This is a genomic window from Vogesella sp. XCS3 (assembly GCF_020616155.1).
Taxonomy (GTDB): domain Bacteria; phylum Pseudomonadota; class Gammaproteobacteria; order Burkholderiales; family Chromobacteriaceae; genus Vogesella.
Window position 1 is genome coordinate 528,805 of the sequence record NZ_CP085530.1, and the last position, 26,196, is coordinate 555,000.

20 protein-coding genes (1 of these 20 only partly in view) are annotated in these 26,196 nt (G+C 60.1%); 14 read left to right on the forward strand and 6 right to left on the reverse strand.

The genetic code is table 11. The annotated features are described in order from the left end of the window. The first annotated feature begins 128 nt into the window (after positions 1 to 128). Positions 129 to 755, forward strand: coding sequence for a methylamine utilization protein (locus LCH97_RS02345; protein ID WP_227303198.1), 627 nt, complete (start codon positions 129 to 131; stop codon positions 753 to 755). Positions 756 to 774: 19 nt separating this feature from the next. Beyond that, a complete protein-coding gene (locus tag LCH97_RS02350; protein ID WP_227303199.1) occupies positions 775 to 3,066 on the forward strand; it encodes an EAL domain-containing protein in 2,292 nt (763 codons plus the stop codon). Positions 3,067 to 3,217: 151 nt separating this feature from the next. On the opposite strand, the gene astE is transcribed toward LCH97_RS02350, so the two are convergent. The 3 genes from astE to LCH97_RS02365 form a co-directional block, all read right to left on the reverse strand. Continuing rightward, entirely contained in the window at positions 3,218 to 4,225 is a 1,008-nt protein-coding gene (gene astE / locus LCH97_RS02355) for a succinylglutamate desuccinylase (RefSeq protein WP_227303200.1), read from the reverse strand. Positions 4,226 to 4,321: 96 nt separating this feature from the next. Continuing rightward, positions 4,322 to 5,110: an enoyl-CoA hydratase-related protein gene (locus LCH97_RS02360; protein ID WP_227303201.1), complete on the reverse strand. Its 789-nt coding sequence runs from the start codon at positions 5,108 to 5,110 to the stop codon at positions 4,322 to 4,324. A 12-nt stretch (positions 5,111 to 5,122) separates the two neighbouring features. After that, complete coding sequence (locus LCH97_RS02365) at positions 5,123 to 5,911, reverse strand: alpha/beta fold hydrolase (protein ID WP_227303202.1); 789 nt, start codon at positions 5,909 to 5,911, stop codon at positions 5,123 to 5,125. 146 nt (positions 5,912 to 6,057) lie between these two features. On the opposite strand from LCH97_RS02365, the gene LCH97_RS02370 reads away from it, so the two are divergent. The 6 genes from LCH97_RS02370 to speA all read left to right on the forward strand — a co-directional run bounded on the left by LCH97_RS02370 (position 6,058) and on the right by speA (position 14,862). Continuing rightward, positions 6,058 to 7,845 (forward strand): GGDEF domain-containing protein, encoded by a 1,788-nt coding sequence (locus tag LCH97_RS02370; RefSeq protein WP_227303203.1) that lies wholly within the window; start codon positions 6,058 to 6,060, stop codon positions 7,843 to 7,845. Positions 7,846 to 8,323: 478 nt separating this feature from the next. Then, a complete protein-coding gene (locus LCH97_RS02375; protein WP_017509264.1) occupies positions 8,324 to 9,457 on the forward strand; it encodes an ABC transporter ATP-binding protein in 1,134 nt (377 codons plus the stop codon). Between the two features lie 11 nt (positions 9,458 to 9,468). Continuing rightward, positions 9,469 to 10,386 carry an ABC transporter permease subunit gene (locus tag LCH97_RS02380; RefSeq protein ID WP_227303204.1) on the forward strand — a complete coding sequence of 306 codons (918 nt, stop codon included), beginning with the start codon at positions 9,469 to 9,471 and terminating at the stop codon, positions 10,384 to 10,386. Then, positions 10,379 to 11,230 carry an ABC transporter permease subunit gene (locus tag LCH97_RS02385; RefSeq protein WP_227303205.1) on the forward strand — a complete coding sequence of 284 codons (852 nt, stop codon included), beginning with the start codon at positions 10,379 to 10,381 and terminating at the stop codon, positions 11,228 to 11,230. Before LCH97_RS02380 ends, LCH97_RS02385 begins: the two co-directional genes overlap by 8 nt. Before the next feature lie 106 nt (positions 11,231 to 11,336). Next, positions 11,337 to 12,626, forward strand: coding sequence for an FAD-binding oxidoreductase (locus LCH97_RS02390; RefSeq protein ID WP_227303206.1), 1,290 nt, complete (start codon positions 11,337 to 11,339; stop codon positions 12,624 to 12,626). A gap of 355 nt (positions 12,627 to 12,981) precedes the next feature. Then, on the forward strand, positions 12,982 to 14,862 hold the full coding sequence (gene speA / locus LCH97_RS02395) for an arginine decarboxylase (protein ID WP_227303207.1): 1,881 nt from the start codon (positions 12,982 to 12,984) through the stop codon (positions 14,860 to 14,862). A gap of 91 nt (positions 14,863 to 14,953) precedes the next feature. Here the strand turns inward: speA and LCH97_RS02400 are convergent, their stop codons facing one another. The 3 genes from LCH97_RS02400 to LCH97_RS02410 all read right to left on the reverse strand — a co-directional run bounded on the left by LCH97_RS02400 (position 14,954) and on the right by LCH97_RS02410 (position 19,928). Further along, a complete protein-coding gene (locus LCH97_RS02400) occupies positions 14,954 to 16,429 on the reverse strand; it encodes a methyl-accepting chemotaxis protein (RefSeq protein ID WP_227303208.1) in 1,476 nt (491 codons plus the stop codon). A gap of 208 nt (positions 16,430 to 16,637) precedes the next feature. Further along, on the reverse strand, positions 16,638 to 18,728 hold the full coding sequence (gene pta / locus LCH97_RS02405) for a phosphate acetyltransferase (RefSeq protein ID WP_227303209.1): 2,091 nt from the start codon (positions 18,726 to 18,728) through the stop codon (positions 16,638 to 16,640). A gap of 9 nt (positions 18,729 to 18,737) precedes the next feature. Beyond that, a complete protein-coding gene (locus tag LCH97_RS02410; protein ID WP_227303210.1) occupies positions 18,738 to 19,928 on the reverse strand; it encodes an acetate kinase in 1,191 nt (396 codons plus the stop codon). Positions 19,929 to 20,394: 466 nt separating this feature from the next. Between LCH97_RS02410 and LCH97_RS02415 the strand changes: the two genes are divergently transcribed. The 6 genes from LCH97_RS02415 to LCH97_RS02440 form a co-directional block, all read left to right on the forward strand. After that, positions 20,395 to 21,504, forward strand: coding sequence for an aromatic ring-hydroxylating dioxygenase subunit alpha (locus LCH97_RS02415; RefSeq protein ID WP_017509282.1), 1,110 nt, complete (start codon positions 20,395 to 20,397; stop codon positions 21,502 to 21,504). Positions 21,505 to 21,666: 162 nt separating this feature from the next. Continuing rightward, entirely contained in the window at positions 21,667 to 22,101 is a 435-nt protein-coding gene (locus LCH97_RS02420; RefSeq protein WP_227303211.1) for a hypothetical protein, read from the forward strand. Positions 22,102 to 22,105: 4 nt separating this feature from the next. Then, complete coding sequence (locus tag LCH97_RS02425) at positions 22,106 to 22,960, forward strand: DMT family transporter (protein WP_227303212.1); 855 nt, start codon at positions 22,106 to 22,108, stop codon at positions 22,958 to 22,960. Positions 22,961 to 22,977: 17 nt separating this feature from the next. Further along, on the forward strand, positions 22,978 to 23,790 hold the full coding sequence (locus LCH97_RS02430; protein ID WP_227303213.1) for a DMT family transporter: 813 nt from the start codon (positions 22,978 to 22,980) through the stop codon (positions 23,788 to 23,790). A gap of 92 nt (positions 23,791 to 23,882) precedes the next feature. After that, the gene (locus LCH97_RS02435) at positions 23,883 to 24,239 is read left to right on the forward strand and encodes an STAS/SEC14 domain-containing protein (RefSeq protein WP_227303214.1); all 357 of its coding nucleotides are present in this window, start codon (positions 23,883 to 23,885) and stop codon (positions 24,237 to 24,239) included. A gap of 141 nt (positions 24,240 to 24,380) precedes the next feature. Then, a protein-coding gene (locus LCH97_RS02440) for a Tex family protein (protein ID WP_227303215.1) crosses the window boundary here: on the forward strand, positions 24,381 to 26,196 show its 5' portion. It continues 494 nt past the right edge of the window; only the first 1,816 of its 2,310 coding nucleotides appear in the window; its start codon is at positions 24,381 to 24,383; its stop codon lies off the right edge, out of view.

Sequence of the window (26,196 nt, forward strand, 5' to 3'; positions counted from 1 at the left end):
ATTTCGCTTAAAATAACACTTATAAATATCGATGATTTTTTGCGCTGTATTAATTTGAATGTTGCTTGAAGTAGGCTGTCGAGTGGCTTTGATAGATAATGGCAGTGAAACATGCATAGGGCGGCGGGATGAGTAATGACAAAGTGGCGGTGAGGGTGCGTGCCGCAGTGTTGGCAAGCCTGCTTTGTGCGCCTGCAATCGCTGCAGATCTTTCAGTCACCGTGGCAGATATGCAGGGTTTGTCCGTGCCGGATGCTGCAGTGTACTTGCTGCCATTGCAGGGCAAGGCACCCAGGGGTTCACAAAAAGGGTCTATCGAACAGATGGACAAGACGTTTATTCCCTATGTCTCCGTTGTGCAGGCAGGTACGGCAGTTTCTTTCCCCAATAAAGATACAGTGCGCCATCACGTGTATTCGTTTTCGGCACCCAAAGTATTTGACCTGAAGCTGTATTCCGGTACGCCTAGCCAGCCGGTGGTGTTTGATAAGCCGGGTCTGGTTGCGCTGGGTTGTAATATTCACGACTGGATGCTGGCGTATGTGCTGGTAGTGGAAACCCCCTGGTTTGCTGTCAGCAAGGATCGCGGAAACGCTGTGGTAGAAAATGTCCCGGCGGGGGATTACAACATGCTGATATGGCACCCCCGCATGAAAGAAGAAATGATGCAGCAGATCAAAGTAGGGGCCGCGGCACAGGCGGTGCGGGTCAGAGTTACATTAAGCAAGCCAGACTTGCGCCGGCAAGGGGGTTGATGTGCGTTTGGCAAAAACCTTGCGTTTCAGGGTCGCCCTGCTGTTTACCACCTTGCTGGCGGTAGTGTTGGGTGTCTCTTTCTTTATGGTCAGTGCGGCCAACCTGGGTATTTTCGAAGAGCAAGCCGAGCAAGAGCTGGAAACCGGGCAGCGCGTATTCAACCGTTTGCTGGAGCAAAACAGCAAGCTGCTGATCCAGGCGACGCAGGTACTGGTGGGGGACTTTGCTTTCCGCGAGGCGCTGGCTACGGCAGATGGCCCGACCATGCTTTCTGCGCTGAAAAACCATGCCAATCGCCTGGGGGCAGAGCTGGTATTGCTTAGCGACCTGCAAGGCAGTGTGCCGGCAGACAATCTGGGGGTGGCGCGTGATGGCATTTACCCCTTCCCCGACTTGATGCAAACGGCCCGCAAAGACGGTGTGGCCAGCGGTATCAAAGTGGTAAAAGGCGAGGCTTATGAGCTGGTGGTGGTACCGGTCAAGGCACCGGTGGTCATCGGCTGGATAACCCTGGGGGTGAAGCTTACCGGCAAGGTTGCCACCGATCTGAAAGAAATGTCCGATCTGGAGGTGACTTTCTTAACCAAGGATGGCAAGGGAGACTGGCATAGTTTTGCTTCTACTCTGCCGCCCGAGCAGCTGAAAGATCTGCTTTCTCACCCTACGCATGAAAAGCGCCTGGAACTGGCCGGTGCACCGTACCAGTCCCGCTTGCTGCCTATTGCGGGCGGTGGTGGCGGCCACGTCTACGCCGTATTGCAGCGCCCGCTGCTGGAAATCCTGGCCCCCTTTTATGCCTTGCAAAAAGCTTTGCTGGCTTTGGCTATTGCCAGCCTTTTGCTATGCATTCTTGCCAGCTTCAAGGTGGCGGGGGTAGTGACGACGCCCTTGCACCGCTTGGTGACGGTAGCCAGGAAAATTCGGGATGGCAGCTATGCCGAAAAAGTAGAGCGCCCTGAAACCAGCGAGCTGGCCGAGCTGGCCGATAGCCTGGACCACATGCAGACAGCCATTGCCGAGCGTGAGCAGGAAATCCTGGCGCTGGCCTACCGCGACACGCTGACTGGCCTGGTGAACCGGGCTGGTTTTCTGAGCGAGCTGGGACGCCGTCTGGAAAACAGCGCGCAGAGCCAGACCGTGATGCTGCTGGATCTGGATCGCTTCCAGCAGCTGAACGATACCTTGGGCCATGTGGCCGGTGACCGTGTCATCATGCGTATCGGCTTCTGGCTGCATGCCGAGGTGGCGCGCTTTGGTGGGGTGCTGGCACGTTTGGGCGGCGACGAGTTTGCCTTTGTTGTCTCCGGCACTGACTATCAGGAAGTGCTGCAGGCGGTGCTGCAAGGTTTCGAGCGGCAGCTGGCGGTAGATGAAAGAAAGCTGGATGTGCGCGCCAGTATCGGCATTGCCAGCTATCCGGAGCACGCTGCTACGGCACAGGACCTGCTGCGCTGCGCGGACGAGGCGATGTATGTATCCAAGCGCAAGAAGTGCACCGTATCGGTATACGACGCGGCCAAACGCCAGTTCCGCGAAGAGCATCTTTCCCTGCTGGGCGACCTGAAAGAAGCGCTGAACCAGGAGCAGCTTACCCTGCATTACCAGCCCAAAGTGGCACTGGATGGCAGCCTGCATTGCGAAGCCGAAGCACTGGTACGCTGGGAGCACCCGGTACGCGGCTTTGTGCCGCCGTTTGAGTTCATTCCGTTTGCCGAACAAACCGGCTATATCCGCGAGATTACCCATTGGGTGATTGCGCGCGCCTGTATTGATGGCGCCGAGCTGTTGGCCGCAGGCACGCCGGTGCGCATCTCGGTCAACCTGTCTACGCGGGATTTGCTGGACGCGGCGCTGCCGGCGTTTGTGGATAGCTGCCTGACCATGGCGGGCCTGCCCAAGCAGTACTTGTGTCTGGAGATCACGGAAAGCGGGGTGATGGAAGACCCGGATCGTGCGCTGGAAACACTGCATGCCTTGCGCAATATGGGTATGGCGCTGGCTATCGACGATTATGGTACCGGCTATTCTTCGCTGGCCTACGTCAAGCAGCTGCCAGTATCCGAGCTGAAAATCGACCGCGCCTTTGTCAAGGAAGTGGTCGAGAGCGAGGCGGACGCCATGATTGTGCGCTCCACTACCGAGCTGGCCCATTCTCTGGGTTTCAAGGTGGTTGCCGAGGGCGTGGAAACGCTGGAAATCAGCGACAAGCTGCGCGAGCTGGGCTGTGATTTTGGCCAGGGCTACTTCTACTCGCGGCCTGTGCCGCTGGCGGCTTTCGCAACCTGGTTGCGCAAGTATCAGGGCTTGTAAATCCAGCCAGGGGGTAAGACAGACCAGGCCGATGTGCGTTTAGCATTGCCTGAAAAATATGCGGCATAGCCAAGTGGCTGATGCCGCATATTTTTTTTGGGGTTTTCACAGCTTGTCCACAGCTTTTTCCCGTTTTGCTGTGGATATCTGCCTAGTCCAGCGTAGTTGGCGCGATGATGATGCCGGCGCGCAGGCCGATACTGACGCGCGGGTTGGGGAAGAGAATGCGCTCTTCTCCGCCTTTGGCGATATGGCGAATATCGCCGTCTTCGGCAATCAGCATGCCATCAGGCAATGCGGTGAAGTTTTCCACCTCGTCTGCCAGGTGCAAGACGAAGTCGCCACTGTGCTTGATCAGGTCGTAGCTGGCGCGGAATAGTTGTACCTTGCTGGCATCGTAGGGCCCGGCGCTGTGCGGTTGGCCGCAGACCAGCCGCCGCAGCGCCTGATCGATGCCGCTAAAGCGGCTCAGGTCGTTCTGGCCAAACGGGCGGGCTTTGCCTAGCTCCAGCGTAAAGGCGTCTGCCTGGCAATGCTGGCTGGTGAAATAGCTGAAGGTGGCGGCTGGCTTGCTGTGCAGCAGTACGGTATGGATGTCAGCCTGGGCAAGCCACATCAGCTGTTCGCGGTTGTGCTGGCGATCATGCAGGTAAGGGTAGATGGCAAAACGCTCGAATACCGAACCACGAATCGCGGTGTGCAGGTCGTAGTGGCGGCGCGGGCCGTTGGCGCCGGTAAAGAAATGCTCTGCAGCCTGCTCCAGCTCGGCAGCGCGTGCCGCCTCGGCAGCTTGCTGCTGGCCGGCATGCTGGCCGTTGAACAGGCGGTTCATGTCGTAATCGATAAAACGCTTGCCCGCTTGCATGGCCGGGATGTTGCCCAGGGCTACCAGTAGCCGGGCGTGTAGGGGTAGGGTGCCATCCAGCAGGTCGTTCACGATGCCGCTTAACACTTCGATAGGTGCAGTTTCATTGCCGTGCACGCCGGCAGACAGCAGGACGTGCTCAAGGTTGGCCGCAGGGTGGGCAGGGCGGAGCTCCAGCAGCCCCGGGGCAAGCCAGTGCGCGTGAATGCCGTGCTGCTGCCATTGTGGCTGCCCGGGTGTTAGCGCTTGTAGGGTAAGGGACAGGAAATCCTTGGCGGGGTGAAACGGGTTCATGGTGCTTCCTTCAGGGTTTGCCCCATTCTAAACAAAGACCCGTGGCGCCAAAGGCTGGCGGCACGGGTCTGAACATTGATGGCGCAATCGTGCAAATCAGAGCATCCAGCTGGGTGTCCTTTTTTGCAGGTAGGCATAAATCCCTTCGCGGCCTTCCTCGCTGGTGCGCACGCTGGTGATGCGCTCGATGCTGATGTCCAGCGCAGCCTGGCTGGTGCCCAGCTGGCTGATGTCGTTCACCAGCTGTTTGGCCGCCACCATGGCTTGCGGGCCATTGTGCAGCAGGTGGCGCAGCGTCATCTCCAGGCTGGCGTCCAGCTCGTCTGCCTCGACGACCTGGTGTACCAGCCCCAGCCGTTTGGCTTTGCCGGCATTGAATCGCTCTGCCGTAATGAAGTAGCGCCGTGTGGCGCGCGCGCCGATGGCGCGGATGATGTAGGGGGCAATGGACGAGGGAATGCTGCCCAGTTTGACCTCGGAAAAGCCGAACAGGCTGTCGGTGCAGGAAATGGCCACGTCGCAGCAGGCTACCAGCCCCACGCCAATGCCGAATGCCGAGCCATGCACCTTGGCGATGGTGGGTTTGGGTAGCGTATCCAGGGTGACCATCAGCTCGGCCAGCAGGCGGGCCTGCTGTTGCAGGGTGGCGTCTTCGGCGCTGTTGAGCCTTTCCAGCCATTGCATATCGTGGCCGGTAGAGAAGTTCATGCCGCTGCCGGTCAGTACGATGGCCCGGATGGACGGGTCACGGCCCAGCTCTTTCAGCTCGCGGGTAAGGCGTAGCGCCAGGGTGTCGTCAATGGCGTTGTGCAGCTCTGGCCGGTTGAGTGACAGCGTGGCGATATTACGATCATCTACAGATAGCAGGATGCAATCCTGGGCCATGAGAAACCTCCTTTACGGGGTGGCAAACTGGAAAATGTGTTGGCAGAACTGTTGCGGTGCTTCCAGGTGCAGCGCGTGGCCGGCACCGGGCAGGATGCTCAGGCTGGCGCCGGGTATACCCTGCTGCAATAGTCGGGCCTGATATAGCGGGGTCAGGCGGTCTTCGTCCCCTACGATGATATGGGTCGGTACTGCCAGGTCCCCCAGCCAGCTGCGTGCATCGTGTGCCATGACGCCAGCGATAATGCGCTCGATGGCAGACCACTCTACCGTGGCGGCAATGCGTTTCAAGTCCGGCAGCATGGCCTGGCCGGCCTGCAGGAAGCGGCTGGAAAACAGCCATGGCAAGCTGATATCAAAGCGCAGGTCGCTACCGCCGGCCGCCTCGGCCTGGGACCAGCTTAACGCAATCTGGGTATTGATGGCATCCGACCACGCCAGGGTGGCTGCCAGCAACATGCGGCCAACCTTGTGCGGGTGGCGGCGTGCAAAGTGCTGGGCCACCATGCCACCGTATGACAAGCCGGCCAGGTAGACCTGCTGCACGCCCAGGTGATCCAGCAGGGCGGCGGCATCGTCTGCCTGGCGGGTCAGGGCGTAGGCTGGCTGTTCGGTGGCTTCGCTCTGCCCTTGCCCCTGAAAGTCCAGCCGGATCAGGCGAAAGCGCTGCTCCAGCATGGGGGCCATCAGTGTCCAGGCTGCGGTACTCATGGTCAGGCCATTAAACAGCATCAGCGGCTGGCTACCCTGGCCGCTAACTTCGTAGTACAGCTGGCGCTGCTCGGTTTGCATGAACGGCATGGTGCGCTCCCTATGCTGTTGTTTTCTCCATTCTAGGCAATTTCATGCACTGTGCTCTGCCATTACTGTGTTGGTGGCTGGGTGGGGCTGCATTGTCTGTCACAAATAAGTACTAAAGTTGCCTGGTTATCGATAGCAGGTGTCCCATGAATACATGTCTTGATGATGTGACGCTCGCCATGCCCCAGCCGGCCCCCAGCCGCCTGCTGCTGGAGAGAATCATCCGCGAAGGCCTGGTGCAGGTGGTGTTTCAGCCTATTGTCTATCTGGCTTCCGGCGAGCTGCTCGGGTACGAGGCGCTGGTTCGCGGGCCTTCCGATTCCATTTTGCACTCGCCAGTGGCCTTGTTCGCCCATGCGGCGGAGGCCGGCCTCTCTGCCGTGCTGGACCAGGTCTGCATGTCCGCCGTGCTGCGCGAGTTCGCGCGCCAGCAGTTGCCCGGCCAGCTATTCATGAACGTCATGCCCGATACGCTGCTGTGCGACGACCTGACCGTAGACGGGCTGCTGGGGATGCTGGCCGTTAGCGGTGTGCCGCCGGAGCGTGTGGTGCTGGAGCTGACCGAAACCCGGCCCAATGCCACCTACCCGGTATTGCGCAAAGTGGTAGACGCTTTGCGCGCCAGCGGGCTGCGGCTGGCGCTGGATGACCTGGGTGAGGGCTACTCCAATCTGCGCTTGTGGAGCGAGCTAAGCCCGGAGCTGGTCAAACTGGACAAGTACTTTGTTCAAAATATTCACCAGGACCCGATCAAGTTGCAGTTTGTCCGCTCGCTGGTCGACATGGCGCGGGCTGCCGGCTCTACGCTGGTGGCCGAAGGGGTGGAGCTGCCAGAGGAGCTGGCGGTCTTGCGTGATCTGGGGGTGCTGATGGGGCAGGGCTATCTGATGTCACGCCCGGTGGCCAGGCCGGGCAAGGCCACCCGCTATACCTTGCCGGGCTATGCGCCGGTAAAGGTTGGCCGCACGCTGCCGCAGGCGCGTAGCCTGCTGATGGCGGTGCAGGCGCTGCCGGATACGGCCAACTGCGAGCAGGCTTATCGCTTGTTTGCCGACCAGCCGGATCTGTTTGCCATCCCGGTGTTGCGCGGTGGCCGGCCGGTGGGGCTGCTGTCCCGCCACCACGTGCTGGAGTCGTTTGCCAAGCCATTCAGCCGCGAATTGCTGGCCAAGAAATCATGCATGGCGCTGGCAGACGGTGCGCCACTGGTGGTGCCGGCAGAGCTGGATATCCAGACGCTGTCCCATCGTGTGGTGGCGGCTGACCGGCGCTACCTGCTGGATGGCTTCATCATCGTGGAGGATGGCCACTATCTGGGCATGGGGACTGGCCACGACCTGATGCGTGTCATCAGCGAACAACAGCTGTTGGCCGCACGCTACGCCAACCCGCTGACTGGCTTGCCAGGCAACGTACCTATCAGCGACGAGGTAGCGCGTTTGCTGGAGGAGGGCCGCCATTTTGCTGTGGCGTATGTGGACCTGGACCATTTCAAGCCATTCAACGATCAGTACGGTTATGGTGCAGGCGATGACATGATCCGGCTGCTTGGCACCATTCTGGAAACCACCGTAGACAGCGCGCGCGACTTTGTTGGCCATGTGGGGGGCGATGATTTTGTGCTGTTGTTGCAAAGCTGCAACTGGGAAATGCGCCTGCAGCGTGCCTTGCAGCAGTTTGATCAGAGCGTGCTGGCCCTTTTTTCAGAAGGGGACCGTTTGGCCGGAGGCTTTTGCGTGGCGGATCGTCAGGGGCAGGTGCGCTTTTTCCCGCTAACCAGCGTGTCGATTGGTGTATTGCAGGTCAGGCCGGGTTTTTTTGCCTCGCACTACGCGGTGGCTTCGGCAGCAACGCAGGCCAAAAAAATGGCGAAAAAACAGGATGGTAGCGCAATTTATATCGAAAACGACGTGATGTCCACGGTGATGCATTGATAAATGTGCGTTGTTTGATCGCTTAAACGTAGCGGCGTACTGGCTGCTCATATTGCGGTGCCCATCCGCTAAAATCGGGCATCTTGCTGTGGAGTAAGCATTTTTATGCTGCGACGCGGCATTTTTTTTGCCAATCGTACTGATCTGGCCTGGCTTTTGCATGTCTGTTGTCAATTTTATTAAACATCGGCTAATCTGCTCTTGCTGCAACGCTGGCAGGCATCATTCTGGTGCGTATGCTTGGCTGCTTTGTCCTGGCTGCGGAAGTGTCGGCCTGCTGCCGGGGTGGTGCTACGAGTCGGGCGCTGGTATCGCGGCACAGGTAAAGAAGTGCTGTTGCGAGCTGTGTGGCAAGGCATTTGCCCCCTTGGGCATATTGCTTGCCGGGCTGGCGGCAGGGTAGGGTAGGGTTTGGCCGTTTTGAAATGGCAGAAGTGAACATTACAGGGGGTGAGCAACACCCTCGCGAGGAAAAATCATGGTGGAAACTGTCAAACAGGCTGCGGCATCCGCACAGGGTGCGCCGTATCTGCGCATTGCCAATGTGGTGAAAAAGTTCGGGGATACCACGGCAGTCGATGGTGTGGATCTGGATATCCGCAAAAACGAGATTTTTGCCCTGCTGGGCAGCTCCGGGTGTGGCAAGTCCACCCTGTTGCGCATGTTGGCGGGGATGGAGCGGCCAACCTCCGGCAAGATCATTCTGGATGGCGAGGACATTACGGCCTTGGCGCCATACGATCGCCCCATCAATATGATGTTCCAGAGCTATGCGCTGTTTCCGCACATGAGCGTGGCGGACAATATTGCCTTTGGCCTGAAGCAGGACAAAATGCCCAAAGGCGAAATCGACGCCCGTGTCGCCGAGATGCTGGACCTGGTGCAGATGCGCAAATACGCCAACCGCAAACCCTACCAGCTGTCCGGTGGCCAGCAGCAGCGTGTCGCACTGGCGCGTAGCCTGGCCAAGCGGCCAAAGCTGCTGTTGCTGGATGAGCCGCTGGGGGCACTGGATAAAAAGCTGCGTCAGCAAACCCAGCTGGAGCTGGTGAATACGCTGGAGCAGGTGGGGGTGACCTGCATCATGGTGACGCACGATCAGGAAGAGGCCATGACCATGGCTACCCGTATCGGCATCATGAGCGAAGGCCAGCTGCTGCAGATCGGCAGCCCTGCCGAGATTTACGATTACCCGAACTGTCGCTTTACTGCCGAGTTCATTGGCGACACCAATATGTTTGCCGGCCCGGTGGTGGTGGATGAGCCGGATAGCGTGGAAATCGATTCGCCCGAGCTGGGCAGCCGCATCCATATCGACCATGGCATCACCGGGCCCAAAGGCATGCAGGTGTGGGCCAGTATCCGCCCTGAGGATGTGCACCTCGATGTGGTGCCACAGCCTGCCGGCCCGAACGTGGCGCGCGGCCAGGTGCATGATATTGCCTACCTGGGCAGCTTCTCGGTGTATCACGTGAAGCTGGCGAGCGGCAAAGTGGTGAAGTCCATGGTGGCGGCCAACCATTGGCACGAAAACAGCATTACCCCGCCTACCTGGGGTGATACCGTTTATGTGAGCTGGCGCCCAGACATGCCCGTTGTGCTGACCCGGTAAGGAGTAGCGTGATGAATATGTCGCGACTGTTACGCAAGCTCAAGCCAGGCAAGGGTGCGGTGATCGCCGTACCGTTCTTCTGGCTGATGCTGTTCTTCCTGGTGCCGTTCTTCATTGTGTTGAAGATCAGCTTTGCCGAGCAGGATCTGGCGATTCCGCCGTTTACCAGCCTGTTGCAGGTTGAGGATGGTGTGCTGCAAAGCCTTACCCTGTACTTTGGCAACTTCCACTTCATCTTTACCGACGGGCTGTATGCGGCAACGTATCTGTCGTCGCTGAAGGTGGCCTTTTTCACTACCGTGATGTGCCTGTTGCTGGGCTACCCCATCGCCTACGCCATTGCACGGGCTGACCCGGCACGCCGTAACGTGCTGCTGATGCTGGTGATGCTGCCGTTCTGGACATCGTTCCTGCTGCGGGTGTATGCCTGGATGGGCTTGCTGAACGAAACCGGCCTGATCAACAACTTCCTGCTGTCGATCGGCCTGATCAGCGAGCCGCTGCACCTGTTCCACAACGATTTCTCGCTGTACCTGGTGATGGTGTACGCCTACCTGCCGTTCATGATCCTGCCGCTGTTTTCGCACCTGGTGAAAATGGACATGCGTCTGCTGGAAGCTGCGGCCGACCTGGGCGCTGGGCCGATCAAGGCGTTCCTGACCATTACGCTGCCCTTGTCCAAAAACGGCATCATCGCTGGCTCCATGATGGTGTTCATTCCGGCCGTGGGCGAGTTTGTTATCCCCGAGCTGGTGGGTGGTACCGACACGCTGATGATAGGCAAGGTGCTGTGGAACGAGTTCTTCGATAACAACAACTGGCCGATGGCATCGGCAGTGGCCATCATCATGGTACTGATGCTGATTGTGCCGATCGCGCTGCTGCATCGCTACGAGACGCGCGAGCTGGAGGGCAAGGGCAATGCATAACAAACTGTCGCCATTCCTGAAGGGCGTGCTGGTGGTGGGTTTCCTGTTTCTGTACATCCCTATTGTTAGCCTGATTGTGTACTCGTTTAACGAGTCCAAGCTGGTTACCGTGTGGGGCGGGTTCTCTACCAAATGGTACGCGTCGCTGTTTGCCAACGAGCAGATCATGTCTGCGGTAAAGCTGTCCATCGAGATTGCCTTGGCTAGCGCCCTGGCAGCGGTAGTGCTGGGGACCATTGCCGGCTTTGTGCTGGCACGGTTCAAGCGCTTTCCGGGTAGCACGCTGTTTGCCGGCATGATGACGGCACCGATGGTGATGCCGGAGGTGATTACCGGCTTGTCCATGCTGCTGTTGTTCATCTCCATGCAGCAGCTGATCGGTGTGCCTAGCGAACGCGGCTTCATCACGATCTGGGTAGGTCACACCACACTGTGCATGGCCTACGTAGCGGTGGTGGTGCGTTCGCGCCTGCTGGAAATCGACCAGAGTCTGGAAGATGCGGCCATGGACCTGGGTGCGCGCCCGCTGAAGATCTTCTTCGTGATTACCTTGCCGCTGGTGTCGCAGGCTATTGCCTCTGGCTTCCTGCTGTCGGTGACGTTGTCGCTGGACGATCTGGTGACCACGGCCTTCCTGTCCGGCCCGGGTTCTACCACGCTGCCACAGGTGATCTTCTCCAAAGTGCGTCTGGGCCTGAACCCAGAGATCAACGCGCTGGCCAGTATCACTGTGCTGGTAGTTGGGGTGGTGGTGTTGCTGGCGAACTACCTGATGCTCAATGCACAGCGTAACCGCGACAAAGCCATTGCTGCCGCCATGCGTGAAAGCGGCGCCCACAGCTAGCTTGTTGTTCTGAGTAACGGCGGTGCCTTGCGGTGCCGCCGTTTTTCATGCCCGCCGCCTTGCCATGCAGGGTTGGCTGCATTAACCGTTTTGTGTCGAGGTTCTTATGCTCTCGTTTGCCCATCAGCCGCATGTTCCTTCCTATTACGCAGCCACTGCCACGCCGTGGGCGCCTGCGCCGGCCTTGCAGGGTAATGTGGAATGCGATGTCTGCGTGGTGGGTGGCGGCCTGGCTGGCGTGTCTGCTGCGTTGAATCTGGCGGAGCAGGGCTTGCGTGTGGTGCTGCTGGAAGGCTCGCACATCGGCTTTGGCGCTTCGGGCCGTAATGGCGGGCAGGTGATTGCCGGGTATGCCTGTGATATGGATACCATCAAGGGGCAGGTGGGCTTGGCCGCGGCGCAGCGTTTCTGGCAGATGTCGGTGGAGGCGATCGAGATCATCGAACAGCGCGTGCGCCAGCACCAGATCGACTGCCAGTGGACACGCGGCTTCTGCAATGTGGCGGTGAAGCCTGCGCATCTGGCCGGTTTGCAAGACTGGCAGCGCGAGCTGGCCGATTGCTACAGCTACCCGTATTGCGAGCTGTGGGGCAAAGAAAGGTTGGTCGCAGTGCTGGGCTCCAGCCGCTATCAGGGGGGCTTGTTTGACCCTTTGTCCGGGCATATCCACCCGCTGAACTACCTGCTCGGGCTGGCGCGGGCGGCGCGCGCTGCGGGTGTGCAGATTTACGAGCAGACGCCAGTGCAAGCCTTCCGTGCTGGCGAGGCACCGCTGGTGCAATGCGAGCAGGGCACGGTGCGCTGCCGGCAGCTGGTGTTGGCTTGCAATGCCTATCTGGGCCAGCTCGCCCCCTCGCTGCAAAGCCGCATCATGCCGGTGGGTACTTATGTCATCGCTACCGCGCCACTGGGCGAAGCGCGCGCGCGTAGCCTGATCGCCAACAATATGGCAGTGTGCGATACCAATTTTGTGCTGGACTACTACCGCCTGTCTGCCGACCATCGTCTGCTGTTTGGCGGCAAGGTCAGCTATTCCGGGCGCGAGCCACGCCAGCTGGCGCAGGCTATGCGCGCCGACATGCTGCGGGTGTTCCCGCAGCTGGCTGATGTGGCGGTGGACTATGCCTGGGGCGGCTTCTGCGATATCACCCTGAACCGCGCGCCGGACTTTGGCCGCCTGGCGCCCAATATCTTCTATGCCCAAGGGTTTTCCGGCCATGGTGTGGCCAATACCGGTCTGGCCGGCAAGGTCATTGCCGAGGCCGTCGCCGGTGACGACAGCCGCCTGGCGTTGTTCGAGCAGCTGCAGCATCGGCGCTTCCCGGGTGGCAGCCTGCTGCGTACGCCGGCACTGGTGCTAGGCATGGCGTGGTATCGGCTGCAGGACTATCTATAGCCATTTGTCTGGCTGGCCTTTGGTGCAAGCCGGGCTGCCGGGTGTTGAATATCATGCACGTGGCTGCTGGCTGCTTTTCTAGGCTATACGGGTGTGTCGGTTAAAAAACATTCATGTGAAACCGTTATGCTCGGCACGAGTGCGGCAGTCTGGCAGGTAGGGTGTTAATTAAAATCAACGCCCAAAAATTGTGCTTGTCAAGCTGTGTGATGTTGCTAAAATCCGCGCTCGTTTTTGCGGCACTCGCCGCACGACTGCGCGCTCCGACATCCCAGGCCCACATGAAGCTTTCCAGCCCGAAAGCCGCGCACTAAGGAGCAGTTTCCATTTATTGCATAACTAGGGAAATCCTTTCATGGCTTGGACTGTGGCGGATAGCCGTAGCCTGTATGGCATACGGCACTGGGGCGCTGGCTATTTCAATGTCGGCGAAAATGGCTGCGTAAAAGTACGCCCGAATGTACATCAACAACGCGAAATCGATCTGTTCGAGCTGGCGCATACGCTGGGCGACCGTGGCCTGGACATGCCGCTGCTGGTGCGTTTCCCCGATATTCTGCAAGACCGCGTTACCCGCCTGTGTCACGCCTTCAATAATGCAATCGCCAGCCAGAACTACGGCAACCGCTATACCGCCATTTACCCGATCAAGGTGAACCAGCAAGAAGCGGTGGTGAAGAGCATCATCGCTACCCAGGACGTATCCATTGGCCTGGAAGCCGGCTCCAAGCCAGAGCTGATGGCCGTACTGGCACTGGCGCCCAAAGGCTGCACCATTGTGTGCAATGGCTATAAAGACCGCGACTTCATCCGTCTGGCGCTGATGGGTCAGCGCCTGGGCCACGAAGTGTTCGTGGTGATCGAAAAAGAATCCGAAGTGGATCTGCTGATCCAGGAAAGCGCCAAGCTGGGCGTAAAAGCCAACCTGGGTCTGCGCGTGCGCCTGTCGTCGCTGGCGTCCAGCAAGTGGGCCGATACCGGTGGCGAGAAGGGCAAGTTCGGCCTGTCTGCTGCGCAGCTGATCTCGGCGGTGGACAAGCTGGTGGCTGCCGGCCACGGTGATAATGTGCGCCTGATGCACTTCCACATGGGCTCGCAGATTGCCAACATCGCCGACTACCGCGCCGGCTTCCGCGAAGCCATCCGCTACTTTGGTGAACTGCGCGCGCTGGGCCTGCCGGTAGACCACGTGGACGTGGGCGGTGGTCTGGGCGTGGACTACGACGGTACCCACTCGCGTAACGCCAGCTCCATCAACTACGACATGGACGAGTACGCCAGCGTGATCGTGTCCATGCTGTCTGAGTTCTGCGACGAGAACGGCATCCCGCACCCGCGCATCCTGTCCGAATCCGGCCGCGCCATGACCGCGCACCACGCGGTGTTGCTGGTGAACGTGACCGACGTAGAGCGCCTGCCCGATACCATGCCGCACATCGAGGACCTGTCGGCCATGTCGCGCCCGGTGCGCAAGCTGGTGGAGCTGATGAACCTGACCGACTCGGAGATGGTGACAGAAACTTACTACCGCGCCAGCCATCTGGTATCGGAAGCATCCGACATGTACGCCGAAGGCCGCCTCACGCTGAAAGAGAAAGCCATTGCCGAGCAGGTACACGCCGCATTGTGCCGCCGCCTGCAAGCGCAGCTTACCGCCAGCCAGCGCAGCCAGCGCCAGGTATACGACGAGCTGACCGACAAGCTGGCCGACAAGTACTTCTGCAACTTCTCGGTGTTCCAGAGCCTGCCGGATACCTGGGCTATCGACCAGGTGCTGCCGATCATGCCGATTCACCGCCTGGACGAGCAGCCTACCCGCCGCGCCGTGCTGCAGGATCTGACCTGCGACTCCGACGGCAAGGTAAAGCAGTATGTCGACCAGCAGAGCATCGAAAACAGCATGCCGGTACACGAAGTGAAGGTGGGGGACGAATACCTGATCGCCGTGTTCATGGTGGGGGCTTACCAGGAGATCCTGGGCGATATGCACAACCTGTTCGGTGATACCGACTCGGTAAACGTCTACGTGCGTGAAGGTGGCAAAGTGACCTTCGAGGGTGTGGAAGAGCACGATACCATCGAGGACATGCTGCGCTACGTGCACCTGTCGCCAGAAGAAATCCTCAACCGCTACGAATCCAAGGCGCGGATGGCGGGGCTGAGCCAGGAAGAGCGCTCCAGCTACTTTGCCGAGTTCTGCCGCGGCCTGAAGCAATCGTCTTATCTGAGCGTGTAAACCAGGGTTGGCCGCATGCGGCCAACCTTGAAGAGCAAAACAAAAGCCACGGTGCGTTCGCCGTGGCTTTTGTTTTTGGGGTGCTGTGCGGCTAGTTGGCTGCCTTGAACAGCTGCACGCTGTCGTCGAGTTCGGCCATCAGGCTATCCAGGCGCTCGGTAGCCTGGGCAATGGTTTCGGCTTCGCCAGACAGGCTGCGGGCGGCTTCGCCGACTGCCGTGATATTGCTGGTAAAGCGGCTGAAGCCCTGGTTTTGCGACTCCTCGGCTTGCGCTACCTCGCGCAGCAACTGGATAAGGCGGTGCGTGTCCTGGATGATGCCGGCCAGGCGTTGCTGGGCATCCACGGTGTTTTCGCGGCCGCTACGCATCTGCGCGTTGCCATCGCGAATGGCGTCGATAGCCTGGTTGGTACCGTCCACGATCAGGCGGATTTTGGACTCGATATCCAGCGTGGCGTGCTGGGTGCGCTCGGCCAGCTTGCGTACTTCGTCTGCCACCACGGCAAAGCCGCGGCCCATTTCGCCGGCGCGTGCGGCCTCGATGGCAGCATTCAGCGCCAGCAGGTTGGTCTGGTCAGCAATATCACGGATCAGCTGTACGATGCCGCTGACTTCGGCACTGCGCTGACCCAGGTCTTCCATGCGCTCTGCCGCCCGCGCGATCACATCACCCGCCTGGTTCAGCTGGCTCACGGCTTTGTCCATGGCCTGGCCGCCACCGTTGGCCGCCTCGCCGGCATGGATAGCCATGCTGGTGGCGCTTTGCGACTGGCTGGCGTTTTGCGCGGTCACCGCTGCCATGCTCTGGGCGGAGCCCACCATGTCGTCGGCGCGCTTGCGCTGCTCGCTCATGGTGCGGGCAATCATCTGGGTGCTGGTGGCAATGCCGCGGCTTTCGGTGCCGGCAGCGTGTAGCGAGCTGGTCACCTGCGCCATCATCTGTTTCATGGCTGCTGTGGCGCGCTCGGCTTCTTCGCGTGCGGCTTCCAGTTTTTCGAAAGTGCGGGTTTTGGCGCGGTCATAAGCCAGCGCCAGCGCCAGCACCACCAGCGACAGGCCGATCAGCGACTTGGCTTGCAGCTTGGGCAGCTCTTCGTGCGGGATGGGTGTGGGCGGGATGTCGCCAGCGGCAGAGAGGCCGAAGATCAGGCCGATCATCAGGAAAGTCAGCAGCGTCCACACCACACCTGCGGTACGACCGCCAACAAAAATGGCGGCAAACGGGATGCAGGCAAACCACATGACGCTGGTGGACATGATGCCGCCATTGACATACACCATCCACGCCACCATGGCGAACATGGTGAAGATGATGTACTGGGCAACGGTGCGTAAAGCGCCGGTGAGTTTGAGTAGGAGCGGGCCCAGCAGCATCAGCACGCCGCCCAGCACAATGCCGTGCGCCATGGCGTCGTGGTGCAACTTGTAATAAGAGATGGCGAATAGGGGGGCGATGGTGCCGGCTAGCAGGCCAACGCTTACGACGGTGCGTGCGCGAATCAGGCTGTCTGGTTCTTGCCTGAGCTGATCGGAAATAAACCACTCTGTGAAAGTGTGAAGCGACATATTCCATCCTCGTGTGTCGTGCTGAGCTGCGCCAGCTTTAAAAAGTATAGTTATTTTTTTAAGGGTTTCCCCTTGATCCTAAAACAGTTGTTTTAATTGAACAAGCGCAAGCTTGGTTTGATGAATCTATCGATAGCTGTTATGCAAGCAGCAATGAAAAAACCCGCAGCGGCGATGCCGGTGCGGGCTGGATGTCGATGGCGTAGCCTTAGTGCTGGTGCAGCTGTTCGGCCTGGATCGCAGTTAGGGCAATGGTGTAAACGATGTCGTCGACCAAAGCGCCACGCGATAAATCGTTTACCGGCTTGCGCAAGCCCTGCAGCATTGGCCCCACCGATACCACGTTGGCCGAGCGTTGTACGGCCTTGTAGGTGGTGTTGCCGGTGTTCAGGTCTGGGAACACGAACACGTTGGCACGGCCGGCCACCGGGCTGTCCGGTGCTTTTTGGCGGCCCACCGATTCCACGCTGGCGGCGTCGTACTGCATAGGGCCGTCGATCAGCAGGCCGGGGCGTTTTTCGCGGGCGATGCGCGTGGCTTCGCGTACTTTTTCCACGTCGTCGCCGCTGCCGGAGCTACCGGTAGAGTAGGAAATCATCGCCACGCGCGGCGGGATGCCAAACGCTGCCGCCGAGTCGGCCGACTGGATGGCAATGTCGGCCAGCTCTTCGGCGCTTGGGTCCGGGTTCACTGCGCAGTCGCCGTATACCAGCACCTGGTCCGGCATCAGCATGAAGAACACGCTGGACACCAGTTTGGCCTCCGGTGCGGTCTTGATCAGCTGCAGGGCAGGGCGGATGGTGTTGGCTGTGGTGTGTACGGCGCCGGAAACCAGGCCGTCTACCTCGTTCAGTGCCAGCATCATGGTGCCCAGCACCACATTGTCTTCCAGCTGGCGCTCGGCCATCGGGGCGCTCAGGCCCTTGCTCTTGCGCAGCTCGACCATGGGCGCCACGTAGCGGCTGCGTACCTCGGCCGGCTCGACGATTTCCACACCCTCGGGCAGGCTGATGCCCTGTGCTTCGGCTACTTGCAGGATTTCGGCACGCTCGCCAATCAGCACGCAGTGGGCAATGCCTTTCTCGTGGCAGATGGCGGCAGCTTTCACCGTGCGCGGCTCATTGCCTTCTGGCAGCACAATGCGCTTGGCGGCGTGGCGGGCTTTTTCCATCAGCTGGAAGCGGAACGCCGGCGGGGACAGGCGTTTTTCGCGTGTCTGGCCAATGCGCTGTTGCAGCTGGGCTGTGTTCAGGCGCTCGGCGACAAAGGCCACCACGCGTTCCATGCGCTCCAGGTCGTCGGCAGGCACCTGGCGGCTCATGGCAGCGATCAGTGTGGTGGTATCCAGGGTGTTGGTGTCAATGGACAGCACCGGCAGGCCGCTGGTGAACGCCTTGTGGCACAGCTGCTGGATGCGCTCGTCCGGCTCGGCGTCGCAAGTCAGCAGCAAGCCGGCCAGTGGCACGCCGTTCAGCGTGGCCATGGCGGTGGCCAGGATGATGTCTTCGCGGTCGCCCGGGGTGATGATCAGTGCACCGGGTTTGAGCAGGTGCACGATGTGCGGCACGCTGCGCGCCATCACCGACATGCTGCGTACGCGGCGGCGGGTAAGCTGGCCGGCGTGCAGCAGCTTGGCTTTCAGGTAGTTGGCCACGTCCAGCGTGCGCGGGGCCATCAGCTCCGGCTCCAGCGGGATGCCGCCCAGGCACGGAATGCGGCGCTTCTGGATCAGTTGGCTGGATTCGGCAATTTCGGCGCCCAGCTGCTTGATGCTTTGCTCGCTGTCCACCCGGTTCAGGATGTAGCCGGCGATGGCGTGGCTGCGGCTGCCAAAGGCCTGAATGGCGATTTCCAGCTTTTCCGCCAGCTCGTGGCTGGGCTGGGTGTTGGCCGCACCTACCAGGATGATGTCGCATTGCAGCGTGCTGGCCAGCTTGCTGTTGATGTAGGTGGTGAACACGTGTTGCTGGTCTTGCACCAGGCCTTCCACGATGACCACGTCGACATCTTGCGCGGCTTGCTGGTACAGGCTAACCACTTCTTCCATCAGCTGGTCGAGCTGTCCCTGGCTCAGCAGGTGCTCGGCGCGATCCATCGGTAGCGGCTCGGGCGCGTTCAGGTGGCACAGCTCGCGGGCGAAGTGCGTGGAACGCTCCGGCTCGTTCGGGTCCAGCCCCTGGGCGATGGGCTTGACGAAGCCTACCTTCAGGCCGTCCTGCTCCAGCGCGCGCACCAAGCCTAGCGACACCGAGGTGAGGCCGGCGTCAAAACCGGTCGGCGCAATCAGAAAAGTGTGCATGCGGTTTCCTTATTTGCCCTGAGTCAGTGCAGCGGTGTCCAGCGCAATCATCAGCTCTTCATTGGTGTTGATCACCAGGGCGGCCGTGCTATCGGCGTGGCTGATGCGGCCGGCCTTGCCGCGGAAGGCGGCATCGTTGGCCGCAGCGTCCAGGCTAAAGCCCAGGAAGGCCAGTTTGTTCAGTACATTGGCGCGCACAAAGGGCGAGTTTTCGCCGATGCCGCCGGTAAACAGCAGGACATCAATGCGGCCCAGTGCCACCACCATGGCGGCGATCTGCTTGGCCAGGCGGTAGCAGAATACTTCCATAGCAATAATCGCACCCGGGTGGCCGTTGGCCGCAGCTTCTTCCAGCTCGCGGCAGTCGCTGGACAGCTCGGACAGGCCCAGCAGGCCGGACTGCTTGTTCAGCAGGGCGGTGATGCCGTCTACGTCGGTATTCAGGGCGCTGGCCAGGTAGCCAAACAGGCCAGGGTCGATATCGCCGGAGCGGGTGCCCATCACCAGGCCTTCCAGCGGGGTGAGGCCCATGCTGGTGTCTACCGACTGGCCATTGAGGATGGCGGCAACCGAGGCGCCGTTACCCAGGTGGGCACTGACAATGGCGCTGTTTTCCAGGCTGATGCCCGCCATGCGGGCGGCTTCTGTCGCAACAAAACGGTGGCTGGTGCCGTGGAAGCCGTAGCGACGCACGCCGTGTTCGCGGTACAGCGCCATCGGTACGGCGTACAGGTAGGCGTGCTGTGGCATGGTCTGGTGGAAGGCGGTGTCGAACACGGCTACCTGCGGCAGGCCCGGGAAGCAGGCTTGTGCGGTACGGATGCCCAGCAGGTTGGCCGGGTTGTGCAGCGGCGCCAGGCGTGCGCAGTCTTCGATGGCGGCCAGAACGCTGTCGTCAATCAGGGTGGAGGCGTGGAAGTTTTCACCGCCGTGTACTACACGGTGGCCAATAGCAGTAATGCTGCCCGTCAGTGCGCGCTCGTCCAGGTAGGACAGGATGGCTTTCATGGCGCCGGCGTGGTCGCCCTGTGCCAGTGTCAGTTCCACCTTCTGGCCGGCCTGTTTGAAGGTGATGCAGGCGCCGGCCATGCCCAGTTTCTCTGCCAGGCCAGTCAGGGTTGTGTCCTGGGTCTGGGCGTTGATGAGGGCGAATTTCAGCGACGAGCTGCCGCAATTGATGACGAGTGTGTGGGTGATCATGTTCTATCCGTTAGCAGTAAGACATCATGGATGAGTCTGTGCTGGTGTTGCGTGTTCTTTTTATAGAGTGTTTGCACGGTTTGCGAAGCGCTGCCGCCACCGTGCAGGGGGCGCATTATCCTTGTTTGTGATGCATTGCACCATAGGGAAGTTCCTTATCGGGTGTTGCCGGGTAGTATTTCAGGCTTGTCTGACAACATCATGAAAGCAAAAGGGTTTTTGCTCGAAATTTTCAAAGACGCCATTTTGCACAATTTAAGCGTTGCAATCCCTTGACTTGGCACAAATTCCCGGGCAAAAAGTACTTGCCCCGAGGGGGGATTTGGCCCACAATCCCGCCCCTGAACATTTGGGGTATGGCTAGAAAAGCCCCTGTTCTACCAATGTTTTTTTATAGCTCTCCGTAAACTCGTTAAGAGCGAGATTCGGCTGGTCTTATATCTTCTTCCACGGAGGTGTGGGAATAATGTCTGATCTGGCTTCGTCCCAGTTGCTCAAAGCTTCTGCTGCGCAGTTGCCTGTCTTTACCTACTTTGACCCGGCTTATTACGAGCTGGAGCAAAAAACCCTGTTTGCCGATGCCCCGCAATACTATGGCCACGCGCTGATGGTGCCCAATGCTGGCGACTATCACACGCTGGACTGGCAGGGCCACGGCAAAATGCTGAAAAACGTCGATGGTGACATCAAGCTCATTTCCAATGTGTGCCGCCACCGCCAGGCCCTGATCTATAAAGGCCGTGGCAATGGCAACCATATGGTCTGCAACCTGCACGGCTGGACTTACGACGCCGAAGGCAAGCTGCTTGGAGCACCGCATTTTCCTGAAACGCCTTGCCTGAACCTGAACCAGACCGAGCTTACCCGCTGGAATGGCCTGCTGTTCGACGCCAAGCGCAATGTGCAGCGCGACCTGGAAAAGCTGGGTGTGGCCAAGCACATGACGTTTGAAGGCTTTGCCTACCATAAGTCGTTCACCACCGAGTATGACTTCAACTGGAAAACCTTTATCGAGGTGTACTCGGAGGATTACCACGTTGACCCGTTCCACCCGGGCCTGGGCAATTTTGTAGATTGCGCCGATCTGAAGTGGGAGTGGGGTGACCAGTACCATGTGCAGACCGTTGGCGTGAAAAACCGTCTGGCGCGCTCCGGTAGCAAGGTGTACGGCAAGTGGCACGATGAAGTGCTGAAACGCTACGCCGACCAGCAGCCGGAATTCGGTGCCATCTGGCTGACCTACTACCCCAACATCATGGTGGAGTGGTACCCGCACGTGCTGGTGGTGAGCGTGGTGATACCGCGTGGCCCGGAAAAGTGCACGGTGATTACCGAGTTTTATTACCCGGAAGACATCATCTGGTTCGAGCCCGATTTCATCGAGGCCGAGCAGGCGGCTTACTTCGAGACGGCGGTAGAGGACGACGAAATTTGCCAGCGCATGCACGAGGGCCGCAAGGCACTGTGGCTGCGTGGCGAAAGCGAAGTCGGCCCTTACCAGTCGCCTACCGAAGACGGCATGCAGCACTTCCATGAGTTTTACCGTCGTTTGATGGGCGAACATCTGGCTGGCTAATACACCGTCTTATGCGGCACAATACCCAGGCGCGGATATCCGCGCCTTTTTGCTTGCCCATTCCTGCCTATGCCTGCCTGCCGTTGCTGGCCCTTGTTGGCCATTCTGCTTTCCTTTCCTTTTGTATCGCACGCTGCACCTTATCGCCATGCCGGTCTGGGGGTGACCCTGTCTGTGCCCGATGGCTGGAAGGTACGCCCCGCCCCCGGGGGAGGCTTGCGCGTATTGCCACCCCAGATGGAAGACCGCGAGCGCAGCGGGGTAGCGGTGACCGTGTGGCGCGAGCGTTTGCGTGGTGGTGCTGCTCTGGAGAAGTTGGCCGCACGGCACAAGAAGGCGCAAGGGGCGCGTGAGGCGGCGATTCGCGCCCAGCTGGACCGCAAAGCAGAACGGCTAGTGCTGGAGTACCGCGAGGGCGAGTATGTGCAAAGCGGCTTATGGATTGTGCGCCAGCATCTGAAAGTGGTGCAGCAGGATGGAAAGCAAGGCGTGTACGCCGAGTGCGTGGCCAATGCGTCCGAGTATCACCGCTATCGCCGTGCTTTTGCCGATATCTGCCTGGGGCTGACCGTGCGCCCTGTCTCTGCCAAGGGGTAGTGCCATGACTAGCTGGTTTGCACGGTTGGGGTCGGCCTGGATGGTGGTGGCGGCGGCCAGTTTTGCCTGCATGAGCCTGCTGGCCGCCATGGCCAGCCAGCATATGGGGGCGATCGAGATCCTGTTCTACCGTACTGCCATTGGCCTGGCGGTATTGCTGGTACCGGTGGCGCTGGGGCGTGAGCGCGTGGCGACGGTGCATTGGCCTGCGCACTTTCGCCGCAGTATTGCCGGCTACCTGTCCATGGCCATGCTGTTTTATGCGCTGACCCAGCTGCCGCTGGCCACGGCGGTGACCTTGAATTACACCTCCTCGCTCTCTTTTGCCGTCTGCTGCGTGCTGTTGCGCGGCGAGCGCTTGTCGCAGCTGGTGAAGCTGGCGTTGCTGCTGGGCTTTGTCGGCATCGTGCTGATTTTGCGGCCAACCTTTCATGCCGGGCAGTGGCTGCCAGGCCTGGTTGGCCTGCTCTCCGGTGCAGGGGCGGGGTTGGCGCTGTTTCATGTGCGCGAGCTGGGTGAGCTGGGCGAGCGTCCCGGGGTGACGGTGTTCTGGCTGTACTTCTTGTCTACCGTATGTGGCCTGGCCTGGGTCCTGCTGCAAGGTGGCTTTACCCCGCTGGGGCTGTCTGATCTGGCGGCCATGCTGGGGGTGGGTTTGCTGGGCTTGCTGGGGCAGCTGGCGATGACGCGCGCCTATAAAGAAGGCCGCAAATTTGTGGTATCCAGCCTGGCCTATCTTACCGTGGTGTTTTCCGCGCTATTGGGGGTGGTGTTTGGTGGCCAGCCGCTGTCGGCCAGTGCGGTGCTGGGCATGTTGATGATTATTGGCTGCGGCATGTTGGCCGCGAAGGGTTCGTAGTGGGCGGTGCGTGGTGGATGGTGTTGGCGGCAGCCAGTTTTGGTGCCATGGGGGTGTTCGTGAAGCTGGCTGCCGCCACGCTGGGTACGGTGGAGCTGGTGTTCTGGCGAACGGCATTTGCCGTGCTGGTGCTGGGCAGTGTGGCCTTGTTGCGCAGGCAGCGTTTTGCCACGCCTTTGCTGGGGCAGCATCTCAAGCGCGGCACGCTGGGTTACGTGTCATTGCTTTGCTATTTCTATGCCATCAGCCATTTGCCGCTAGCCACGGCAGTAACGCTGAATTACACCTCGCCGATGTTCCTGGCCTTGCTGTCTGTATTACTGCTGGGTGAGCGTTTGCCGCGTAGCGGGGCGCTGGCCATGATGCTGGGTTTTGCCGGCGTGGTATGGCTTTTGCGGCCAACCTGGCACGAGCTGGGCTGGTTGTCCGGCGTGTTGGGTTTGTTGTCCGGTTTGCTGGCGGGTTGGTCTTACCTGCATGTGCGCGAGCTGGGGCAGGCGGGCGAGGCCGAGTGGCGCACGGTATTTTACTTTGCCCTGATTTCTACTCTGGGCGGCTTATTGCTGATGCAGTTTCAAACTTGGCACCCCTTGACTGCGGCCAACGTGCCGTGGGTATTGGGCCTGGGGGTGAGCGCCATGGTGGCGCAGCTGGCCATGACGCGCGCCTACAAGGTTGGCCGCAAGCTGCTGGTGGCCAACTTGTCTTATCTGACGGTGGCCTTCTCCGCGCTGTTCGGTGCTTTGCTATGGCAGCACTGGCTGGGTTGGCAAGAGCTGGCTGCCATGAGTTTGATTATTCTCAGCGGCATTCTGGCCAGCCGGCGCTAGAATGAAAATTGACTAAATCAACAGGCACCGGGCCGCGCCGGCACAGGGCAGGGCGCAAGGGGGCAAGGTGCCGTAGCGCAAGGAGCAACAGCATGATTTCCATTCGCGAGCAGGATTACGGCTTGGATGTAGCGCTTTTCAACGAATTCACCCTGGCGGATTTCAAGCTGCTGGAGCAGGCGCTGCTCAAGCGTGCCGCCGAGCAAGGTCAGCCGGATGTGTTGCTGGATCTGTCCGGCATGAAAGACTTCACGCTGGATATGGCGCTGGAGGAGGTGCGCTTCATGCGCGCCCACGAAAACGATTTTGGCCGCTTTGCCATCGTGGCCGACGATGTGTGGGTGAATCTGGCTACACATCTGTCCGGCCTGCTCACCCATGCCCGCGCGCAATACTTTGAAACGATTGAAGAAGCGCAAGCCTGGCTGCTAGGCCCGCAAGCGCTGTAAATCACGCTACCCCGCACCCGCGGCAGCCTGCCTGGCTGCCGTTTTTTATTGTCATGAAGCACGGCGGCCCCGTCGGCCTTGATTTTCCGGTGTATGCCGTTACAGTAGCGGCTTCCGTTTTCCCGCAAGAACAAAAAAAGCATGTTGAAAAGTATCGCCAGCCGCCTTGCGGCAGAGCTCGCCGTGCGCGAGGCCCAGGTTACTGCCACCGTTAACCTTATCGATGAAGGTGCTACCGTCCCGTTTATCGCCCGCTACCGTAAAGAAGTGACCGGCGGCCTGGACGACACCCAGCTGCGCCTGCTGGCCGAGCGCCTGGTGTATCTGCGCGAGCTGGACGATAGGCGCGATACCATCCTCAAAAGTATCGCCGAGCAGGGCAAGCTCACCCCGCAGCTGGAGGCTGCACTATACGGCAGCGATAACAAGACCCAGCTGGAAGACTTGTACCTGCCATACAAGCCCAAGCGCCGCACCAAGGCGCAAATCGCCCGTGAGGCCGGCCTGGAGCCGTTGGCCGACAGCCTGCTGGCCGACCCCTCGCAGCAGCCGGAGCAAGCTGCCGCCGCGTATATCGACAGTGCCAAAGGTGTAGAAGATGCCAAGGCCGCGCTCGATGGCGCGCGTGCCATCCTGATCGAGCGCTTTGCCGAAGACGCCGAGCTGCTAGGCCAGCTGCGCGAAAAACTATGGAACGAAGGCGAGCTGGCCGGCAGTGTGGTAGCGGGCAAAGAGCAAGAGGGCGCCAAATTCGCCGATTACTTCAACCATCGTGAAGCCATCAAGACCACGCCATCCCATCGCGCGCTGGCACTGCTGCGTGGCCGTAACGAGGGTGTGCTCAGCGTGGCACTGAAATACCAGCCGGACGAAACGCCCATCACCCAGCGTTCGGCTTATGAAGAGCTGATTGCCGCGCGCTTTGGTATCAAGGATGCCGGCCGCCCTGCTGATAAATGGCTACTGGACGGCGTGCGCCTGTGCTGGCGCGCCAAAATATTCCTGTCACTGGAGCTGGAGCTGGTGTCGCGCCTGAAGGATGCGGCCGATGCAGACTCCATCAAGGTATTTGCGGCCAACCTCAAAGACCTGCTGTTGGCCGCACCGGCCGGCCCGCGCGCTACGCTGGGCCTGGACCCCGGCTTGCGTACCGGCGTTAAGGTGGCCGTGGTGGACAATACTGGCAAGCTGCTGGAAACCACTACCATCTACCCGCACGAGCCGCGCCGCGACTGGGAGCGTTCCATCGCTATCCTGGGTGCGCTGGCGCACCGCCACCAGGTAGACCTGATTGCCATCGGTAACGGTACCGCCAGTCGCGAAACCGACAAACTGGCGCAGGATGTGATCAAAGCCTTCCCGCAGTTGGGTATGACCAAGATCGTGGTGAGCGAAGCCGGGGCATCGGTGTACTCCGCTTCCGAGCTGGCGGCCAAAGAGTTCCCTGACCTGGATGTCAGCCTGCGTGGCGCAGTGTCCATCGCCCGCCGCCTGCAAGACCCGCTGGCCGAGCTGGTCAAGATCGACCCGAAATCCATCGGCGTGGGCCAATACCAGCACGACGTGAACCAAAGCCAGCTGGCGCGTAGCCTGGATGCGGTGGTGGAGGATTGTGTGAACGCAGTGGGTGTGGACGTCAACATGGCTTCCGTGCCGCTGCTCACCCGTATCTCCGGCCTTAACAGCACGCTGGCGGCCAACATCGTGGCGCATCGCGATGCCAATGGTGCTTTCAAGTCGCGCCGCGAGCTGCTCAAAGTCAGCCGTCTGGGTGAAAAAACCTTCGAGCAAGCCGCTGGCTTCCTGCGTATTGGTAATGGCGACAACCCGCTGGATGCGTCATCGGTGCACCCGGAAGCCTATCCTGTCGTAGAAAAGATCGTGGCCAAAACCGGGCGCCCGGTAAAGCAGATCATCGGTGACTCTGCCTTCATCAAGGCGCTGCGTCCTGCAGACT

What these genes read in the sequence shown, in the direction of transcription:
- LCH97_RS02345 (WP_227303198.1), top strand. Translation starts at nt 129, where the DNA reads ATGAGTAATGACAAAGTGGCGGTGAGGGTGCGTGCCGCAGTGTTGGCA.
- astE (WP_227303200.1), bottom strand. Translation starts at nt 4,225, where the DNA reads ATGAACCCGTTTCACCCCGCCAAGGATTTCCTGTCCCTTACCCTACAA.
- LCH97_RS02360 (WP_227303201.1), bottom strand. Translation starts at nt 5,110, where the DNA reads ATGGCCCAGGATTGCATCCTGCTATCTGTAGATGATCGTAATATCGCC.
- LCH97_RS02365 (WP_227303202.1), bottom strand. Translation starts at nt 5,911, where the DNA reads ATGCCGTTCATGCAAACCGAGCAGCGCCAGCTGTACTACGAAGTTAGC.
- LCH97_RS02370 (WP_227303203.1), top strand. Translation starts at nt 6,058, where the DNA reads ATGAATACATGTCTTGATGATGTGACGCTCGCCATGCCCCAGCCGGCC.
- LCH97_RS02375 (WP_017509264.1), top strand. Translation starts at nt 8,324, where the DNA reads ATGGTGGAAACTGTCAAACAGGCTGCGGCATCCGCACAGGGTGCGCCG.
- LCH97_RS02380 (WP_227303204.1), top strand. Translation starts at nt 9,469, where the DNA reads ATGAATATGTCGCGACTGTTACGCAAGCTCAAGCCAGGCAAGGGTGCG.
- LCH97_RS02385 (WP_227303205.1), top strand. Translation starts at nt 10,379, where the DNA reads ATGCATAACAAACTGTCGCCATTCCTGAAGGGCGTGCTGGTGGTGGGT.
- LCH97_RS02390 (WP_227303206.1), top strand. Translation starts at nt 11,337, where the DNA reads ATGCTCTCGTTTGCCCATCAGCCGCATGTTCCTTCCTATTACGCAGCC.
- speA (WP_227303207.1), top strand. Translation starts at nt 12,982, where the DNA reads ATGGCTTGGACTGTGGCGGATAGCCGTAGCCTGTATGGCATACGGCAC.
- LCH97_RS02400 (WP_227303208.1), bottom strand. Translation starts at nt 16,429, where the DNA reads ATGTCGCTTCACACTTTCACAGAGTGGTTTATTTCCGATCAGCTCAGG.
- pta (WP_227303209.1), bottom strand. Translation starts at nt 18,728, where the DNA reads ATGCACACTTTTCTGATTGCGCCGACCGGTTTTGACGCCGGCCTCACC.
- LCH97_RS02410 (WP_227303210.1), bottom strand. Translation starts at nt 19,928, where the DNA reads ATGATCACCCACACACTCGTCATCAATTGCGGCAGCTCGTCGCTGAAA.
- LCH97_RS02415 (WP_017509282.1), top strand. Translation starts at nt 20,395, where the DNA reads ATGTCTGATCTGGCTTCGTCCCAGTTGCTCAAAGCTTCTGCTGCGCAG.
- LCH97_RS02425 (WP_227303212.1), top strand. Translation starts at nt 22,106, where the DNA reads ATGACTAGCTGGTTTGCACGGTTGGGGTCGGCCTGGATGGTGGTGGCG.
- LCH97_RS02430 (WP_227303213.1), top strand. Translation starts at nt 22,978, where the DNA reads ATGGTGTTGGCGGCAGCCAGTTTTGGTGCCATGGGGGTGTTCGTGAAG.
- LCH97_RS02435 (WP_227303214.1), top strand. Translation starts at nt 23,883, where the DNA reads ATGATTTCCATTCGCGAGCAGGATTACGGCTTGGATGTAGCGCTTTTC.